We start from the raw sequence: 18,234 nt of genomic DNA, 5'->3' as shown, positions 1-18,234 counted from the left end.
GCCGAGGGCAACAGGGACGCTGGCGGGTGCCCAGCCTGAAGCGCGTAACGCGGCCCAGGCGCGTGCTTGCACGGCCGGGCTAGCGGCGCGCGCAGACCAGCCGCTGCCCGACATTGAACTTCAGGATCATCTTGTCGCGCGACAATTCTTCCACCCGCAAGGTGTCGTTCACGTTCGAAAACTGGATCGCCAGCTGGCTGTCGCGGTACATCCAGCGTCCCGGCGAGACCCGGTTCTCATAGCGCATCTGCAAGGTCCGGTCGTCGTTAAACGAAATCAGCACCGAGGTCCCGCCGATCGGATCGTTGCAATGCCATTCGCCGACCACCATGTCGCCGTTCTGCGCGCTCTGCGCCGGGTTTTCCTGGGCGCGTTCGGCGCTCATCTTGCCCACCAGGCCGCTGCCACGGCGCGTGCGCATGCTGCCGATCCATTCCGCCGGCGCGGCAAAATTCAGATTCTGCCCGGTGCGCATCTGGAAGGTCACGATCCCCACCAGCCGGCCGGAACTGTCGAACAGTCCGCCGCCGCTCGAGCCGGGCGAGACCGGCGCCGTGGTCTGGATCAGGGTGCCGCCGTCGAGCGGACGCAGCGAGGACACGATGCCGTCGCTGATGGTCAGGTCGAGTCCGTGCGGAGCGCCGATCGCGATCACCCGCTGGCCGGTGCGCAAATCGCCCGAGGCGCCGATCACCACGGCCGGGGCGTTGAGGCCTTTGACCGAGAGCCGGCACAGGTCGCGTTCCTCGTCGGCCACGGACACGGTCGCGTCGTAGCTGTCCTGTCCGAGCTTGACCTGCAGGCGCGAGCCGGCCAGCGCCACGTGGCAATTGGTAATGATTTCGTCGCCGCCCAGCGCCACGCCGCTGCCGGTGCCTACCATGTTGCCGCCGTTGTACATATTAATCCGCGCCACGAACGGCGACAGCTTGGCGAACAGGTCTTCCATGCCGAGCGCGCCGGACGGGTTGCCGGCGCCGGCGGCCGAGACGGTCTGACTCTGGGACTGGGACGGAAAGCCATCGGCGCTCGCGCCGTTGTCCTGCATCGCCGTCTGGATCGCGCCCTGCCCCGCGACGACAGGCGGCGCGGCCGGAGCGCGGCCCTTGGACCAGTACACGATCCCGGCCACCAGCAGGCCGGCGGCCAGGCCATAGCGCCAGTCGAGGTTGAAACCCGACCCGGACGCGGGGACGGCATCGACGCTGCGCGTGAGCGGCGGCGCGACCTGGCTGCGGTCGTAATGGCCGCGCTTGTCCTTGTTCGACAGCACGGCAAACGCTTCCCGCACCAGCACGAAGTCGTTGCGGTCGATCGAACCACTCTGGAACGCCGCTTCCAGGCGCGTATACGCTGCGGCAATCTCTTCAGGAGTGGCGAGGGGATCGACACCCAGAATGGTGTACAGCGTTCGTTTCATTTGCAGCGTCTCCGGTGGGAAACGTCGATCATAGCGTAAATATCAGCCCAGATCATAGCCCGCCGGAAATATTGCTTCTACTTGGTGGCGGGCTGGATACAGCCGGCATCATGCCTTTACTGGTCGAGCGGCGCCGGCGCCGCATTCTGCTCGGGCTCGGGCGGCGCCGGCGCTTCGGCGCGCTCGCCCTCCAGGGGCGCCATGTCCTCGCTGTCCAGGTCTTCGGGATCGGGTTCGGGCGGGGCCGGCGGCGCCACGCCTTCCTGCTGCATGTCGCCCGCTTCCTCGCTGATTTCCTCGCCCGGGTCTTCTTCCTGGCGCACCGGTTCCGGACGCCGTCCGCCGGGGAACAGCGCGGCGGTATCGACCTTGCCCCCGGCGATGGCCGCCTTGAAGAAGTCGCCCACCACCAGGATCGCGTTATGCCCGCCCTGCCCCCAGTAATTGCTGCGCATGGTGACGCGGTTGTCGTTGAAACCGACCCAGGCCCCGGCCACGAGCTTGGGATGCATCATGATGAACCAGCCGTCGGCATTGTTCTGGGTGGTGCCGGTCTTGCCGGCCACATCGGCATTGATGCCGAAGCGGTAGCGGATCGCCGTGCCCGTGCCGCGGTTGATCACGCCGCGCATCATGTCGATCAGGTCGGCCGCGTTCTGCGACGACATGGCGCGCTCGGGCGCCGGGTTGCCGAACTCGGCCAGCACATTGCCCGCGCGGTCGGTGATGCGCGTGACGAACACCGGCTTGCGGTATTCGCCCTGGGCGGCGATGCTGCTGTAGGCATTGACCATCTCGAGCAGGGTCACCGGGCTGGTGCCCAACGCCAGCGAGGGCACCGATTCGAGCTTGCTGTTGCGGATGCCGAGGCCGCGCGCCAGGTCGATGATGCCGGGCAGGCCGACATCCTGCATGACCTGGGCGGTAATCGTGTTCTTGGAAAACACCAACCCATCGCGCATGCTCATCTGGTTGCCGCTCGATCCGCTCATGTCGGTCGGACGCCAGACGGTGCCGTCGCCGGCCTTGATGTTCATCACGGCGTCGCGGTAGGGACGGTTCGGGGCGAAGCCTTTTTCCAGCGCGGCGCCGTAGACGATCGGCTTGAAGGTCGAGCCGGGCTGGCGCGCGGCCTGCACCACGTGGTCGTACTGTTCTTTATGAAAGTCGCGGCTGCCGACCCAGGCCTTGATATGGCCGTTCTCCGGATCCATCGCGACGAAGCCCGTTTCCAGGCGCGTCTTGGCCGCGCGCAAACGGGCGATGAAGGCGCGGTCGGCCTTGAGGCGCTTGAGCGCCTGCGCGCCGCTGTCGCCGCTCTCGACGGCCTTCCTGTACTCGGGCGTTTCGCGGATGAAGGCGTTGACCAGCGTCCCCTTGGCGCGCCAGAAATACTCGAAGGGCGTGATCGAGCCGTGCATGCCGGCATAGCCGCCGGCCGAGCCGTAGCCGCTGTCGCTCTGGGCCCATTCGACGTCGGCGATGATCTGCAAGGTATTGCCCTGGCGCTCGACCGCCTTCTCGGCCGCCTCCTGCATGGCCGAGTCGAGCGTGGTGTGCACCACCAGGCCGTCGCGCTCGACGTTGTAATCGTTTTCGTCGGCCCATTCGATCAGCCACTTGCGCACATAGGCCGTGAAATGGGTATCGCTGGGCTTGCGCTCGGCCTGGCGCGAGAAGGACACGCGCAGCGGCTTCTTGCGCAGGCTGTCGTAGCGCTTCTCGTCGAGCATGCCGTGCTTGCGCATTTGCGACAGCACCACATTGCGGCGCTGCACCGAACGCTCGGGATTGGTGACCGGATTGTAGTAGTTAGTGCCCTTGAGCATGCCCACCAGGGTCGCGCTCTGCAACACGTCGAGCTTGGCGGCGGTGGTATCGAAATAGGTGCGCGCCGCCATTTCGATGCCGAAGGTGTTGTACAGGAAAGGCACCGTATTCAGGTAGGATTCCAGGATCTCGTCCTTGCTGTAGGCCGATTCGATCTTCACCGCCGTGATCATTTCCTTGAGCTTGCGGTTGATGTTGCGCGCACGGCCCACTTGCTCCGGATACAGATTGCGCGCCAGCTGCTGGCTGATGGTGGAGCCGCCCTGCGGATCGCCCAGCGCCGTGTGCAGCACCGAGGCAAAGGTGCGCCTGAAATCGATGCCGTGGTGGTCGCGGAAGCGATGGTCTTCGGTCGCGATCAGCGCCGCGATCATGTGCGGGGAAATCTGCGCCAGGGTCACGCGCTCCTGCACGCCTTCTTCGAAGCTGGCCAGTTCCTTGCCGTCGGCCGACATCAGGACCGAGGCCTTGGCCGCGCGCGTCTGCTTCAGGTCGGACACGCCCGGCGTGAACGGCAGCAGGATCAGCACCCAGACCAGCAGCAGCGCCAGCGGCGCGCCGAGGCACCACAGCAGCGGCAGCCCGATGCGCTTGTACGGCGGCTGCGCCATCAAGTAGGCGCGCAGGCGGCCGATGCGTTCCGCCGCCGCGCTGCTTGCGGCACGCACACCCTGTTCCAGCCGTCCCATCAGATTGCCCACGTTTGATTCCTTGCTTAAAAGTCATTAACTTGCCTGACAGTATATCCGAGCGCTGCGGCGCGCACGCCTGCCGCCGCGTCGCAAGCACAGGCCAGCGTGCTTCCTGATAGCGCGAGGTGGTTTTGTCCTACGCGGGTATTGCCAGTGCGCCTACTCCCTCCACGAATGAGGCCGCCTATCATGGGTTCTCTGCTACAAGACAGGCAGCCAGGAACGATCCCAGCCACCCGGTAGCGCATTAGTTACCATACAAAATATCAGGAGCACACCATGAGAACCTCATCGTCGACCACCCGTAACACGCCGAAACCGATCCCAGGCGGCCACGAAGCGCAGGATGCGATCGCGCTGCTGATCGAAGACCACGAAAACGTCAAACAGATGTTCGAACAGTTCGAGGGCCTGGGCGACCGTGCGCATGCCACCAAGAAAAAACTGGCCATGCAGATCTGCACCGAACTGACCAAGCACGCCACCGCCGAGGAAGAAATTTTCTATCCCGCAGTGCGCGCCGCGACCAAGGAAAATGAAGACCTGGTCGACGAAGCCACTGTCGAGCACGCGTCGGCCAAGGAGCTGATCGCCCAGATCATGGAGATGGAATCGACCGAAGATCTGTTCGATGCCAAGGTCAAAGTGCTGTCCGAGATGATCGAACACCACGTCGAGGAAGAAGAAAACGAGATGTTTCCGAAGGCGCGCAAGGCCGGCCTCGACCTGGAAGCGCTGGGGCAGCAAATCGCCGAGCGCAAGGCACAGATCACCGTGTAAGCGACCGCCCTCCCGCCGAGGATTGCCTGCGCCGCTACCCTTACCGACGGAAGCGGCGCAGGCATGGGCGCCGCGTCCTTACTCGGCGTTCATCTGCCACCAGTTCATATTCCACCCGCCCACGCGCGCATGGATCGTCAGGTCCTGCTGCCCGGCTTCCAGATAGGCACGCGCCGTCACCGTCTGCCAGGTTTGCCATCCGCCCGTGTTCGGCACGCTCACGGTGGCCAGGTCGCTGCCGTTCTTGCTGAAGGCGAACTGCCCGCCGTTGTAGATCGTGGCCACGCGAAATTGCAGCTTGTACCAGCCCGCCTTCGGCACATTGACGGGATAACTCATCCAGTCGTTATTGTCGACATTGCTCACGTTAAAACCCGCTCCCGCATCGCTGGTGGTTTCCATGCGCATGCCGCCATGCGTGGTAAACATTTCCGCCTCGATCCTGGCGCCGACTTCGGGCTTCCAGTTCATCCAGTAGGCGATGCTTTCGTTGCGCACCAGCGGCTGGGTGGCAAAGCTGCGGAAATAGCTTTCGATCTGCGCGCCCGACGCCGTGCTCACATTCAGGCTGCCCATGGCGCCGCCATTGTTGCTGTTGCTCACCATGCCCCAGCCCCAGGAACTGGTGTCGCCATTCGAGCCGCCGTAGCTGACGGTCTTATAGGCCCAATTGGTCGCCGCCCAGCCGTACATATTGTAGGCGTCATAGGTCTTGCGGGTGATCTGGCCGCCATAGCTCCCCAGCAAAGTCCAGGGCTGGAATTCGCCGATCAGGAAAGGCGTGTTCAGTCCGGTCAATTTGGCGTTCCAGTCGCAGCTTTCGCCCGTGCCGCTGGTGTTGCAATGCAGCCAGGTGGCGTGCATATTGGCCTGGTTGGCCGCGCCCTGCACTTCGTTCCAGCCCCACAGCCCCGGATAAAAGTGCATCCAGAACGCCACGTTGCTCAGGCCGCGCGTGTTCGGATTGCCATAGGCATCGATGCCGCTGTTGTGGCCCGGCAGCAGGATCACGTGCTCCGGATCCTTGGCGCGCACCACGTTGAACAGCTCATAGGCGTAATTGGCCAGGGTGGTGGCATCGGTCCCCCATGGCTCGTTGAGCAGATCGTAGGCGGCCACCGCGCTGCGGCCCCGATAGCGCTCGGCGATCTTGTCCCATAGCCACTTGGTGCGGTCGCGGTAGCTCGCGTTCGACCACAGCTGCGCCGGGCCCACGCACCCGTCGTGCTGCTCGGTGGCCGCCGCCTGCCCGCCGACGGTGCCGTGCAGGTCGAGGATCACGTACATGCCGCGCTTTTCCGCTTCGTCGATGGCGAAGTCGAGGTACTTCCAGGCATCCGCGCGCAAGTTGTACGGACTGGTCTCGTTTTCCACCAGGTTGAAATAGAAAGGCACGCGCACCACGTTCATGCCCATGCCCTTGATCAGGTCGAAATCGCGGGTGGTGATCCAGCTGTCGCGGTAGACGCCCATCAGGCGCTCTTTCTCGGCGTGGCCGAAGCGCTGCGCCAGCGTGGCTTCCAGCGTGCACTGGTCGTTGACCACCCCCTTGCTGGTGGACATGCTGTTGTTCATCATCCAGAACTCGAGCTGCAACCAGTTGCCCAGGTTGACCCCGCGCAGGTTGACGCGCTTGCCGCTGCTGTCGACCCAGAAACGCCCGTTCTGGCGGATGGCCGGCAAGCGCGCGGAAGTGGTTTCCGCACTAAAGTTGATCCAGTTCAGGTTGAAGCCTCCCCCCTTGGCGAACACGGCCAGGTTCTGCGGACCGGCGTTGAGGAACACGCGCGAGCTCACCGTCTGCCAGCTTTGCCAGCCGCCGGTGTTCGGCACGCTCACGGTATCGCTGATGTCCTTCGCATTCTGGCTCAGCACCAGCTGCCCGCCGCCGCCCGCCGACGCCACCCGGTACTGCACCGTGTACCAGCCGGCGGCTGCGGGATTGACCGCATAGCTCATCCAGTCGTTGGCCTCGATCCAGCCGACGTTGGCGCCGCCGCCCGCATCCGCCGTCGCCTCGGTGGCGACGCCCAGCATCGATGCATAGGACTCCGCTTCGAGCTTGCCCGGCAAGGCGGTCTGCGCGGCGCAGGCGGCGCTCAGCAGGCTGCCTGCCAATACGCACAGCAGCTGCGGCATGCGATGCCGCGATTCCCTGTGAAGGGTCAGTGTCATGAAAAGTCTCCTGTCGTGATGGAGGCGCACGGCCGCTGGCCGACGCGCCGGGAAAACAAGGATGCGCGCACGCGGATGGAAACGTTACCAATTCCATGCGGTCGATGGTATTGATTTCACCTGCCAAGGTCAACGTAAATATAAAAAGCCATTGGGAAACTAGCCTTGACGCACAAACAAGCCGTGCTGCCGACAGGATATTTGCACGCGGACAGGCCCCTTTCCAACTGCACATTTCGTCGGTGATTTTCAGCGGACTCGTCCTGCATTAGTCCTACACGACAGTTGCAAGTGATCCTACTTAAAGGCTCGGCCCGCTGTCCTAAGATGTCCCTACTCGCTTCCCAACGACGACGTTGGGAAGCGAACAGCAGGTAGTTCCTGCAGTTCATTTCAATTAAAACATTAGGAGAAATCATCATGGCATCGAACAACAATCAAGGCGGCAACAAAGACAACAATGCATCGAACAATGCGTCGCAGAGCGGCGCAAAATCCGGTTCGCAGAGCGGCAGCAAAGGCAGCCAGGGCAACAAGCAGAGCGACACCGGCGGCCGCGGCTTCGCATCGATGGACCCTGCGCAGCAGCGCGAGATTGCAGCCGAGGGCGGCCGTGCAGCCCACGCTTCCGGCAATGCCCATGAATTCACCTCCGAAGAGGCGCGCGAAGCAGGCAAGCTGAGCCACAGCGGCGGCGGCAACCAGCAAAGCGGCTCGGGCAACAGCAAGCAGAGCGATTCGGACAGCGGTTCGCGCGGCGCGTCCGCCAGCAACAAGAGCGATGCCGACAGCGGTTCCTCGCGCGGCTCATCGGCCAGCAACAAGAGCGACTCCGATAGCGGCTCCTCGCGCGGCGGCAACAAACAAAGCGCTTCCTCGGACGACGACTCCTCGTCGGGCGGCAAATCGGGCGCTTCGAACAACGCCAGTTCGGGCGGTTCGAAATCGGGTTCCGGTTCGGGCAGCAAGAACTCGAACTAAGCCGGCCCATGCCCTCCCCGCCACGGCGGGGATTTGAACAAGCCAATAGCCTGCCGCGCGCAGGCTATTGTGCTTGCGACGGCCGCTCGCAGATCATTGCAAGCAAGACAATCATGTCTAAATGCACTACCATGCCTGGGATACCATTTTCCAGCGAGAACACATGACTGCCAGCTTCGACTACGATACCTTTGTCACCCGCAACACGGGCTATGTCGCCACCGATACCCAGGAAAAAATCCGCACCAGCCGCCTGCTGATTGCCGGCTGCGGCCTGGGCGCCTCGACCGCCATCGCCGCCGCGCGCATGGGCTTTTGCTCCTTCGTGCTGGTCGACGGCGACACGGTCGACGCGCACAACCTGAACCGCCAGTTCTACGACGTCGACGACATCGGCGCACCCAAGGTGGATGCGCTGAAAAAACAGATCTTGCGGATCAACCCGCAGGCGCGGGTCGAGGCCGTGCACGCCAATCTGGGCCAGGGCAATGTGCTGGACCTGGTCGAGCAGGCCGACATCGTGTTCGACACCATCGACTTTCTCGACCTCGAAGCCATCCTCGCCCTGCACACCACCGCGCAGGCGCGCGCCAGGCCGGTGTTTACCGCGCTGTCGATCGGCTTCGGCGCCGGCGTCCTGTATTTCCCGCCCACCTCGCCGGCCTCGCTGGCCGCCATCATCGCGCACGACGTCCAGAGCGCGCAGGGCGAAGGCGATGCCAGCTACGCGGCCGTGTTCGGCAAGATCATGGGACGGATCGGCGCCCACCTCGACCCGCAAGTGGTGGAACAGGTCGGCAAGGCCTTGACCGTGATGGAAGATGGCCGGCCCTGCCCGGCGTCGCAGATCGCGGTCGGCAGCTTCACCGTGGCGGCGCTGGCCGTGTCCATGATGCACGACATGCTGGCCGGCATGGACGTGCCGGCCTCGCCGCAGATGGTGGTGCACAGCTTCCGCAACCACGTCACCAAGCTGATCGACATCAGCCGCTGAGCCATCAGAGGCGCGGCGCGCCGCCGCGCCGCAGGCTGGCCGCCAGCGTCTTGACGACCAGCCAGAACGGGATCGGCTCGCCCTTGAACCAGGCCGCCAGGAAAGGATTGCCGGCTTCGACGCGGCGTTCCAGGTCGCGCAGGTCGACCATGTGCAAGGTCACCGGCCCGTAGTACTCGCCCGGCGGGCCGATCGCCACCAGCGGAAACCCCATGCGGTCGAGCGAACGCGCCAGCGAGCGCTCCATCGCCGCGTACCAGTAGCGCACGCCATTGGCCACGCTGTAGCGGTACAGCGCGCGATACATGCCCAACAGCAGCAAGGGACTGTTTCCGCGATGCTCATGCGCGCGCGCCACGCGGCGCCGGCCCGTGCCCTCGCGGTTCCTGACGAAATCGGACGAGACGCCCTCCATCGAATCGCCGCGCCGGCGGCGGAAGGTTTTCTTGACGATCAGGCGCGACACCTCGGCCGCTTCGGCGCGCGGCGGCAGCACCACGCTGTCGAACACCGGGCACTGCAGTTCGAAGGGAAACGGCTGGCCTTCCCCCGGGCGCACCAGGCGTACGGTGCCGACCAGGTCGCCATCGAGCGCGCACGCCGCCACATGGGCCGCGCCGGCGTCGTAGGCGTCCGCTTCGATGCCGTCCGGATAGGCGGAGGCGTCGAGGAACGCCCGTTCCACGCAATACACCTCGTAACGCAGGCGCCCGATCCGGGTCAGCAGCGCGGCCCTGTCCGCGCCCGGCACGATGGTATCGAGATCGAAATACGGCAACAGCAGATCGCGTTTGCCGATCAAACGTTGAAAGAAAAACAGCATGGTGTCGTTGCGCATCCAAAACCTAACCTTTAGGAAAGGTTTCCGATCAGAAAAAGTGCCAAGAGCGCAACAATACCCTATTTCAATAAGAAAAGTGCAAGAAAAAATGACAACTGTTGTTATCGGAACTTTTTCGGGTGGCGCTGGCGCGCCGCCGCGTTTTGCGACTGCAGGATCGAATCGACCCGCTCCGAGGCGCTGCGCGCCAGTTCCTGGGCCAGCGCCACGCTCGGAAAGAAGGCGGGCGCGCGGTAGGCCAGCCAGGCGTAGGCCGAATACAGGCGGCAACTGTCTTCCACCTCCTGCAGGTTTTGCCAGGCCAGCTTGCCGCTTTCCTCATGCAACTGGCAGACCTTCTTTTTGGCCAGCGACTGCGCCCACATTTCCCAGGCCCGGTGCAGGGACGGCACCTTGGTCGAGACCGGCACCAGCGACAGCATGAATTTATCGGCCACCGACAAGGGCAAGGTATCGAGCCACTCCGCGCGCTCGGACTGCTCATCGGTAATGCGCGGGTAAAAAAAGCCGTCCGGCACATCGATATTGTGGACGAAGCGCTTGAGCAGGCGCACCAGCGAGGTTTCGCCGGTCACGGAGGCGATCCGGTGCACATGCTCGAGCGAGGGCGCGACCGGAAAGCCGGTGGCGTTGAGCGGCGCCAGCTTTTCCTTGAGCAAGGCGCGCATCACCTCGTGCGTCTGGTCGTCGTAGCCGGCCACCTTGCCTTCCTCGTGCACCCCGTAACGCCCGGCGCGCCCGGCGATCTGGCGCGCCAGCGAGGCCGAAATTTCTTCCTCCTCGACCCCGTTGTACTTGACCGTGGTGGTCATCACGATGCGCTCGATCGGCATGTTCAGGCCCATCGCCAGCGCATCGGTGCCGACCACGATGTCGGCCGAGCCATCGCGGAAGCGCTCGGCCTGCGCGCGCCGCACCTCGGGCGCCAGGTTGCCGTACACGGTCGCCACCGACAAACCGATCTCGGTGATCATGTCACGCCACATCAGCACCTCGCGCCGCGAAAAGCAGATCACCGCGTCGCCGCGCTTGAGGTTGCGCAACTTGCGCACCGGGCCGGGGTCCATCGACAGCGGCGCCATGCGCTTGAGCACGTGCACTTCGAGCGGGCATCCGAGGCGCGCCGCCAGGGCCTCGACCGCGCGCCGCGCTTCGGGCGCCCCGACCAGGTACACCACCGAGGCTGGCGCACCGCACACGGCCGCGGTCCAGGCGGCGCCGCGGTCGCGGTCGGCCAGCATCTGGATCTCGTCGATGACGGCCACCTCGACCGGCGTGCGGGAGTCGAGCATCTCGACCGTGCTGGCCACGTGGGTGCCGTCCTCGGCCATGCGGCGTTCCTCGCCGGTGACCAGGCTCACCGCCAGGGGCTTGCCGTGCGGCCGCGCCGCTTGCAGGCGCTCGAAGTTTTCCAGCGCCAGCAGGCGCAGCGGCGCCAGGTAGACCCCGCTCCCGGCCTTGGCCAGGGCCTCCATCGCGCGGTGGGTCTTGCCCGAATTGGTCGGGCCGAGCAAGGCGATGAACTTGCGCGGCATGCGGCGCGCCACCTCGAACGAATCCGGATACTCGGCCAGGTTGATGCTGGCGCGGGTGCGCTCGGCGTGGCGCTCCTCCTGGGCGCGCTCGACCGCGTGGGCCACGCGCTGTTCGATGCGTTCGAACAGATAACTGGCCGGCTCCGAGGTTTCCATCTCGAACAGCGGGCCGAGGAAGGTGGCGGCATCGAGGTTGTGGTCCTCGCACTCGCCGGAGATATCGCGCACGAACACGCGCACGCTCTGGTGCAGCTCGTCGATGCTGCGTTCCGTCACGCGTTCGCGCAGCAGGGTGCGTTTGGCATCCTGGTCCATCTTGCGCCATTTGCTGGCGCGCGCCAGCACGCCCTGGGCAGGGACCAGGTGATACGGCACATTCAGGCCGCCTTCGTCGACCTCGCCGGAAAATTGCAGGAAGACCCGGCCCTCCAGCTTAACGAGGCGCACGGCCTGGGGATCGACACCGAGTTCGGCGACGAGGGCGTCGTCGTCGAGGTCATCGCGACTGGAGGCGGGGGAAAGCTGAGTGATCGATGCTGTCATTAATGCGATTCAATTATCTATGCGGTGAAGCGTCAACTATATCGCGTCTGTGCCGCCTGCGTGGCCCAAAACATTTCCTAACCAGGGCCAGACCTCCAGCCCCCCCCCAACCGGGGTCAGAGCTTTTAATTGAAACTTTTTCCTTGTGCAACCGGGACCAAGCGCAATATCGCCTCATTTTTGCGTGCAAACGCGCGCGATTCCGACGATCTTGCACAGATTCATTCGCGACCGGCGCTATAACGCGGAACATTGCTAATTAAAGCTCTGACCCCGGTTGTGGGAGTCGTCGGCGGGGCATAGCAATATCGCCTCATTTTTGCGTGCAAACGCGCGCGATTCCCACGATTTTGCACGGATTCATTCGCGATCGGCGCTGTAACGCGGAACATTGCTAATTAAAGCTCTGACCCCGGTTGTGGGAGTCGTCGGCGGGGCGTAGGAGTTTTTGGAGGGCGGCGGCGTGGCTGGCGGTGGCGGCGGTCGCGGCCGCTTGCATGGCGCGGTAGCGCGTCAGCACCTCCTTGCCCATCGCGGTCACGCTGGCGCCGCCGCCCTGGCTGCCGCCGGCCGCGCTGCGCACCAAGGGCTCGGCGAAGCTGTTGTTCATCACTTCCACCAGCAGCCACGCGCGCCGGTACGACATCCCCATCGCACGCGCCGCCGCACTGATCGATCCCGCACCTTCGATCGCATCCAGCAAATCGGCCTTGCCCGGTCCCATGGCGATGTCGTCGCCGTGTAACAGGCGCAGCTTGAGGTCGACCCGCCCTGCCCGCTTCGCTTTCTTCATCCGCCAGAGCCTCCCGACAGCAAGGCCGCCGCCTTGACCTGGGCCCACACCGGCATCCCGACCGCCAGCCCCAGCTGGTCGCAGGAGCGCCGCGTGATGCGCGCCAGCAGCGCCGTGCCGCCGGCGTCGAGCCGCAGCATGAGGTGCGCCGCTTCGCTGCCCGCCTCGATCGCCACCACCGTCGCGCGCAGCTGGTTCAGGATCGAGCTGCCCTCCTGCGCGACCAGCGCCACGCTGACGTCGCGCGCCAGCACGCGCAGCCGCAGCCGCGTGCCCGGCGCCAGCGCCGCATGCGCGATGTACATGGTGCCGCCCGCCGCGCTCAGGCACAACAGTCCGTACGCGGCGTCGACACTGTCGACCACGCCGTCGACCAGCGCCCCGGCCTCGTCGAGCATGGCGCGCGTGACTTCCGGCAAGACCAGGGTGTCGGCGGCCGGCCCGCTGGCGACGACGCGCCCGCCGTCGAGCAGCACGATGTGATCGGCCAGGCGCGCGACTTCTTGCGTGGAATGACTGACGTACAGCATGGGGATGGCCAGCTCGGCCTGCACCCGCTCCAGGTAGGGCAGCACGTCGTCCTTGCGCCGCCCGTCGAGCGAGGCCAGCGGTTCGTCCAGCAGCAGCAGGCGCGGCGCACCCAGCATGGCGCGCGCGATCGCCACCCGCTGCCGCTCGCCGCCGGACAGGCCGCCGGGACGCCGCTCGAGCAGATGGCCGATGCCGAGCAGCGCCACCGCGTGCGCCATCACGGCGGCGCCATCGGCGGCGCGCGCGCGCTTGCGCGCAAAGTCGAGGTTGCCCTGGACCGTCAGGTGCGCGAACAGGCTCGCTTCCTGGAACACATAGCCGAGCGCGCGCCGGTGCGTGGGCAGGAACACGCCGGCCGCGTCATCCTGCCACAGCTCGCCGTTGACTTCGAGATAGCCGCCGGCATGACGTTCCAGCCCGGCAATGGCGCGCAGCAAGGTGGTCTTGCCGGAGCCGGAATGCCCGAACAGCGCACTCACGCCGCGCCCCGGCAGGTCGAGCCGCACCTGCATGGCGAAGCCGCTGCGCCGGATGTCGAAACGCAGGCGGATGACGCCGGCGTCCTTCACAGCGCCCTCCGCGCCGGATTGAAGCGGTACAGCAGCAGCAAGGCGACAAAGCTGATCGCCAGCATGCCGCCGGACAGCCAGTGCGCCTGGGCATATTCGAGCGCTTCGACATGCCCGTAAATCTGCACCGACACCACCCGCGTCTGCTCCGGGATATTCCCGCCAATCATCATCACGACGCCGAATTCGCCAACCGTATGGGCGAAGCCGAGCGTGGCGGCGGTGATGAAGCCGGGCCGCGCCAGCGGCAGTACCACCGAGAAGAAGGTGTCGAGCGGACCGGCGCGCAGGGTCGCGGCCACTTCAAGCGGCCGCGGGCCGATCGCCTCGAAGGCATTCTGCAGCGGCTGGATGACGAAGGGCATCGAATACAGCAGCGAGCCGATCACCAGCCCGCTGAAGGTGAACGGCAGCAGCCCCACGCCGAGCGCCTCGGTCAGCTGCCCGAGCGGGCCGTTCGGCCCCATCGCAACCAGCAGGTAAAAGCCGAGCACGGACGGCGGCAGCACCAGCGGCAGCGCCACCACGGCGCCGACCACGCTTTTGGCGCGCGAGCGGGTCTGCGACAGCCACCACGCCACCGGCGTGCCGAGCAGGAGCAGCAGCACGGTGACGATGCTGGCCAGTTTCAGGGTCAGCCAGATGGCGCCCCAGTCGTCCGCGCCCAGCATGCGGCGCTACAGCGCGTAGCCGTAGGCGCGGATCAGCAGGCGCGCCGGCTCGCCCTGGAGATAGCGCAGGAAGGCGAGCGCAGCCGGCTTGTCCTTGCCCGCCGCCAGCAGCACGGCGTCCTGCCGCAGCGGCGCGTACAGGGTGGCCGGTACCACCCAGGCCGAACCCGATTGCAGCTGGCCGCCGCTGGTCACTTGCGACAGGGCCACGAAGCCGAGCGGCGCAGCTCCCGAGACGACGAATTGATGGGCCTGGCCGATGCTGTCGCCCTGCACCAGCCTGGATGCCAGCCGTTCGCGCAGGCCGAGCTTGTCCAGGGTTTCGAGCGCCGCCGCGCCGTAGGGAGCCAGCTTGGGATTGGCGATGGCCAGGTGCGCGAACTTGCCCTGGCTCAGCACGTCGCCGCGCTCGTCCACCAGGCCGGCCTGCGGGCTCCACAAGACCAGCTTGCCGATGGCGTAGGTGAAGCGCGTGCCGGGCGCGGCGCTGCCCTCCTTTTCCAGCCGGGCCGGGGTCTCGTCATCGGCCGCGAGCAGCACCTCGAACGGCGCGCCGTTCCTGATCTGGGCGTAGAACCTGCCGGTGGCGCCGACGGTGGCGAGCACCTTGTGGCCGCTCTCGCGTTCGAAACGGGCCGCGATCTCTTTCATCGGCGCGCTGAAATTGGCGGCCACGGCCACGTGCACCTCGTCGGCGCGGGCAATCCCGGCCGCCAAAAGGGCAAGCCACAAGCTGGCAAAGCGAATCATGCTGCTACTCCGGTCCATGTCAATCGGTGGGCGCCGTCGGTGGCGCTATATCCGATTATATACGACGACCCGTAGTCCATCGCAAATGCGCACCGGTAGTGTATTGCCGTTCAATTTCCCCCTGTCGTCCGCCTGTGGCGAATATGCGACCAAGCGACGAATTTTCGTCACATAGCGGCAGCGCCAAACGCATAATGGTTCCGACGATGGCTCGCGGAAACGTGACACGATGCCGCGCCGAACACCATGTTTCACTCTCACAAGGAAACCCTGATGACCCTGTCCAATATGAAGATCGGAACGCGCCTGTACCTGGGTTTTGGCGCCGTGGTGGCGGTGCTGGTGGTGCTGGTCGCGGTGGCATACGCGAACTTCAAGAAGCTCGGCGCGGCCAACGATATCAATGTGCACACCTACCAGGTGACGGCCGAAGTCAACGCCGCGCTGGAGCAGTTGATCAACATCGAAACGGGGCAGCGCGGCTACCTGCTGACCGGCAACCCGGCCTCGCTCGAACCCTACCATGCCGGCAAGGCATCCTTCCTCCAGCATGTGGCGAAGGCAAGCTCGCTGACCTCGGACAATCCGGTCCAGCAGGAACGCCTGCAGCGCCTGCAGCGCGAGCAGGAAGCCTGGCTGGCCGCCGCGATCGATCCCACCATCGCGCAGCGCAAGGCGGCGGCCGACGGCGACATGGCGGCCGTGGTCGCGGCCGAAAAGGAAGGCAAGGGCAAGAAGGGCATGGATGCCATGCGCGCCCTGATCGCCGAGATCGATCATGCGGAAGAAACGCTGCTGGCCCAGCGCGCGCGCGACGCCAAGGCCCTCGACATCCAGACGGCAAGCGTGCTGATCGGCGGGGGCGTGCTGGCGGCAGTGCTGGCCGGCATCATCGCGCTCTGGCTCGCGCGCAACATTACCGTGCCGCTGGGCCGTGCCGTGCAGTTCGCCAAACAGGTGGCCGAGGGCGACCTGAGCGCCCGGGTCGAGTCGGACTCGACCGATGAAATCGGCGAATTGCTGGCCGCGCTCAAGACCATGAACGCCTCGCTGGCGCGCATCGTCGGCGAAGTGCGCACCGGCACCGATACCATCGCGACCGCCTCGGCCGAAATTTCCTCCGGCAACTTCGACCTGTCGTCGCGCACCGAACAGCAAGCCGGTTCGCTGGAAGAAACCGCCTCGTCCATGGAAGAGCTGACCGCGACCGTCAAGCAGAACGCCGACAATGCGCGCCAGGCCAACCAGCTGGCCACCGAGGCGTCCGACGTGGCGGTGCGCGGCGGCGCGGCCGTGTCGCAGGTGGTGGAAACCATGGGCGCGATCAACGAGTCGGCCAGGAAGATCGTCGACATCATCGGCGTGATCGACGGCATCGCTTTCCAGACCAATATCCTGGCGCTGAACGCGGCGGTGGAAGCGGCCCGTGCCGGCGAACAGGGACGCGGCTTCGCGGTCGTGGCGTCCGAAGTGCGCAACCTGGCCCAGCGTTCGGCCGGCGCGGCCAAGGAGATCAAGGCCCTGATCGATCATTCGGTCGAAAAAGTCGACCTCGGCACGCGCCTGGTCGACCAGGCCGGCGTGACCATGGGCGAGGTGGTCGGCAGCGTGCGCCGCGTCAACGACATCATCGGCGAGATCGCCAACGCCAGCGACGAGCAGCGCGCCGGCATCGAGCAGGTGAACCAGGCCATCACCCAGATGGACGAGACAACCCAGCAGAACGCGGCGCTGGTCGAGCAGGCTGCGGCGGCGTCGGCGGCGATGGAGGAACAGGCGGTCCGACTGGCCGAGGTGGTCAGCGTGTTCAAGCTCGATGGCGCCGCCGCCATGGCGCGGCCCGCGGCGGCACGCAAGGCGGCGCCGCGCGCGGCTGTGAGCGCGGCCCCGGCCCCGGCCGCGCCGCGCAAAGCCCTGCCCGCCGCCCGCCCGGCACCGGCCAGGCAGCCCGCCCCCGCCAGCACCGGCGACGATGGCTGGGAAGAGTTCTGACCGGCCGCGTTCCGGCCAGGTTTGCCGGCTGACACAGGCTGCCGGCGTCAGCGCCCGCGCCTGTGACAGGTCAGTGCGCTGGCAATGCAGAAGGCCAGCGCGTCGGCCGGCGGCTCGGCCGATTGCTCCAGCACCAGCGCCCGATTGCCTTCACACAAAGTCGTGCGGAAACATGCTGCGGAAGGTGTCGACCAGCGTGGTCTTGCAATTGAAATAGATGGCATAGCGCGTGGGCGCCGCCGCTTTCCAGGCGAGGCGGATGGTGCTGCCGCTCTTGCTCTGGCGGGTCAGCTAAGCCGGCTCGCCCCATTTGCGGGTTTCTTCCAGCGCCCCGACGCCCGGCGTCGTCGCCGCAGTGGCAAACATCAGCTCGCGCATGGCCAGCAGCCTGTCCCGCGCGGGCGCGGGCCAGGCCTCGAAGGTGCGCTGCACGGCAGCGTCGGCAAATGGCGTACAGCGTGGCGTACAGCGTGGCGTCATGCTTTCCTTGCAGCAGCGCGGCGCCGCAGAATGCTTCGCGCTTATGGCGCGACTTTCTTCGATACGAAGCGCGCCGCCATCAGCGCGCTGGCCAGCCCCACCACGATGGCGGCGGTGCTGCCCGAAAAGCCCACCGCCGTATTCGCGGCGATCTTGCCGACCTTCGGCTTGAGCAATTCGAGCCGGCGCTTGCTCATCTGCGCGCCCAGTTCGTTCAGGCGGTCCTTGTCGAGCATGCGCTCGGCCTGGGGCAGGAGCACCGTCTCTTCATCGGCCACGTGGTGCATCACGTCGCGCATCAGTTCGTGCAGCAGCTGGTCGTGGCGGCGGTCGGTGGCAGCGGTGGCGCGCAGCTCGCCGATCAGGCGCCGCATCTCGTCGTGTTCCGGCTGGCTTTTCTGGATCGCCGGTTCGGACCCGTCGAGGCGCCGCATGACCGGATAAAATACTTCCTCTTCCAGTGTCGCATGGATTTCCAGCGCATCGCATAGGGTTTCGGCGAGGGCTTTCTTGACGCTCGGGCGCGCGGCGGTGGTGTACTGGTGGAAAGTCACCAGCACGTGCGAATGATCGAAGCGGATCATGTCGGTCACCGAAGGACTGAGTTTATTCAAAGAAAACATGATTCTTCCTCCTGAAAAGTCATGCCTTCATGAT

At 65.6% G+C, this 18,234-nt stretch carries 15 protein-coding genes; 4 read left to right on the top strand and 11 right to left on the bottom strand.

Going from position 1 to position 18,234, the window contains the following annotated elements; all coding sequences use genetic code 11:
• Window positions 1-79: 79 nt before the first annotated feature.
• Window positions 80-1,420: a trypsin-like peptidase domain-containing protein gene (locus EJB06_RS03215; RefSeq protein WP_126072575.1), complete on the bottom strand. Its 1,341-nt coding sequence runs from the start codon at window positions 1,418-1,420 to the stop codon at window positions 80-82.
• Window positions 1,421-1,536: 116 nt separating this feature from the next.
• Window positions 1,537-3,951: a penicillin-binding protein 1A gene (locus tag EJB06_RS03210; protein ID WP_370660108.1), complete on the bottom strand. Its 2,415-nt coding sequence runs from the start codon at window positions 3,949-3,951 to the stop codon at window positions 1,537-1,539.
• Window positions 3,952-4,221: 270 nt separating this feature from the next.
• Between EJB06_RS03210 and EJB06_RS03205 the strand changes: the two genes are divergently transcribed.
• Entirely contained in the window at window positions 4,222-4,722 is a 501-nt protein-coding gene (locus EJB06_RS03205; RefSeq protein ID WP_126072574.1) for a hemerythrin domain-containing protein, read from the top strand.
• A gap of 78 nt (window positions 4,723-4,800) precedes the next feature.
• On the opposite strand, the gene EJB06_RS03200 is transcribed toward EJB06_RS03205, so the two are convergent.
• Window positions 4,801-6,897 carry a carbohydrate-binding protein gene (locus EJB06_RS03200; RefSeq protein WP_229426905.1) on the bottom strand — a complete coding sequence of 699 codons (2,097 nt, stop codon included), beginning with the start codon at window positions 6,895-6,897 and terminating at the stop codon, window positions 4,801-4,803.
• Window positions 6,898-7,317: 420 nt separating this feature from the next.
• Between EJB06_RS03200 and EJB06_RS33065 the strand changes: the two genes are divergently transcribed.
• Window positions 7,318-7,878, top strand: coding sequence for a KGG domain-containing protein (locus EJB06_RS33065; protein ID WP_126072573.1), 561 nt, complete (start codon window positions 7,318-7,320; stop codon window positions 7,876-7,878).
• A 163-nt stretch (window positions 7,879-8,041) separates the two neighbouring features.
• On the top strand, window positions 8,042-8,872 hold the full coding sequence (locus EJB06_RS03190; RefSeq protein ID WP_126072572.1) for a HesA/MoeB/ThiF family protein: 831 nt from the start codon (window positions 8,042-8,044) through the stop codon (window positions 8,870-8,872).
• A 4-nt stretch (window positions 8,873-8,876) separates the two neighbouring features.
• Here EJB06_RS03190 and EJB06_RS03185 read toward each other — a convergent pair whose 3' ends face one another.
• The 6 genes from EJB06_RS03185 to modA form a co-directional block, all read right to left on the bottom strand.
• Entirely contained in the window at window positions 8,877-9,710 is an 834-nt protein-coding gene (locus EJB06_RS03185) for a PEP-CTERM/exosortase system-associated acyltransferase (protein ID WP_126072571.1), read from the bottom strand.
• A gap of 104 nt (window positions 9,711-9,814) precedes the next feature.
• Window positions 9,815-11,791: a helicase-related protein gene (locus EJB06_RS03180; RefSeq protein WP_126072570.1), complete on the bottom strand. Its 1,977-nt coding sequence runs from the start codon at window positions 11,789-11,791 to the stop codon at window positions 9,815-9,817.
• 394 nt (window positions 11,792-12,185) lie between these two features.
• Window positions 12,186-12,584, bottom strand: a complete 399-nt coding sequence (locus EJB06_RS03175) for a winged helix-turn-helix domain-containing protein (RefSeq protein ID WP_126072569.1) — start codon at window positions 12,582-12,584, stop codon at window positions 12,186-12,188.
• A complete protein-coding gene (gene modC, locus EJB06_RS03170; protein WP_267876888.1) occupies window positions 12,581-13,684 on the bottom strand; it encodes a molybdenum ABC transporter ATP-binding protein in 1,104 nt (367 codons plus the stop codon). Before modC ends, EJB06_RS03175 begins: the two co-directional genes overlap by 4 nt.
• Entirely contained in the window at window positions 13,681-14,355 is a 675-nt protein-coding gene (gene modB / locus EJB06_RS03165; RefSeq protein ID WP_126072567.1) for a molybdate ABC transporter permease subunit, read from the bottom strand. Before modB ends, modC begins: the two co-directional genes overlap by 4 nt.
• Window positions 14,356-14,361: 6 nt before the next feature.
• On the bottom strand, window positions 14,362-15,105 hold the full coding sequence (gene modA / locus EJB06_RS03160; protein ID WP_126072566.1) for a molybdate ABC transporter substrate-binding protein: 744 nt from the start codon (window positions 15,103-15,105) through the stop codon (window positions 14,362-14,364).
• Window positions 15,106-15,378: 273 nt separating this feature from the next.
• Between modA and EJB06_RS03155 the strand changes: the two genes are divergently transcribed.
• Window positions 15,379-17,097 (top strand): methyl-accepting chemotaxis protein, encoded by a 1,719-nt coding sequence (locus EJB06_RS03155; RefSeq protein WP_126072565.1) that lies wholly within the window; start codon window positions 15,379-15,381, stop codon window positions 17,095-17,097.
• 291 nt (window positions 17,098-17,388) lie between these two features.
• Here EJB06_RS03155 and EJB06_RS32390 read toward each other — a convergent pair whose 3' ends face one another.
• Entirely contained in the window at window positions 17,389-17,577 is a 189-nt protein-coding gene (locus EJB06_RS32390; protein WP_229426904.1) for a hypothetical protein, read from the bottom strand.
• Between the two features lie 41 nt (window positions 17,578-17,618).
• Complete coding sequence (locus EJB06_RS03145) at window positions 17,619-18,200, bottom strand: hemerythrin domain-containing protein (protein WP_229426903.1); 582 nt, start codon at window positions 18,198-18,200, stop codon at window positions 17,619-17,621.
• Window positions 18,201-18,234 lie beyond the last annotated feature (34 nt).

This window comes from Massilia atriviolacea, from assembly GCF_003953935.1.
Classification (GTDB): Bacteria; Pseudomonadota; Gammaproteobacteria; order Burkholderiales; family Burkholderiaceae_D; genus Telluria_A; species Telluria_A atriviolacea.
The sequence above is the reverse complement of the archived record's forward strand: the minus strand, read 5'-3'. Positions and strand labels throughout refer to the sequence as shown.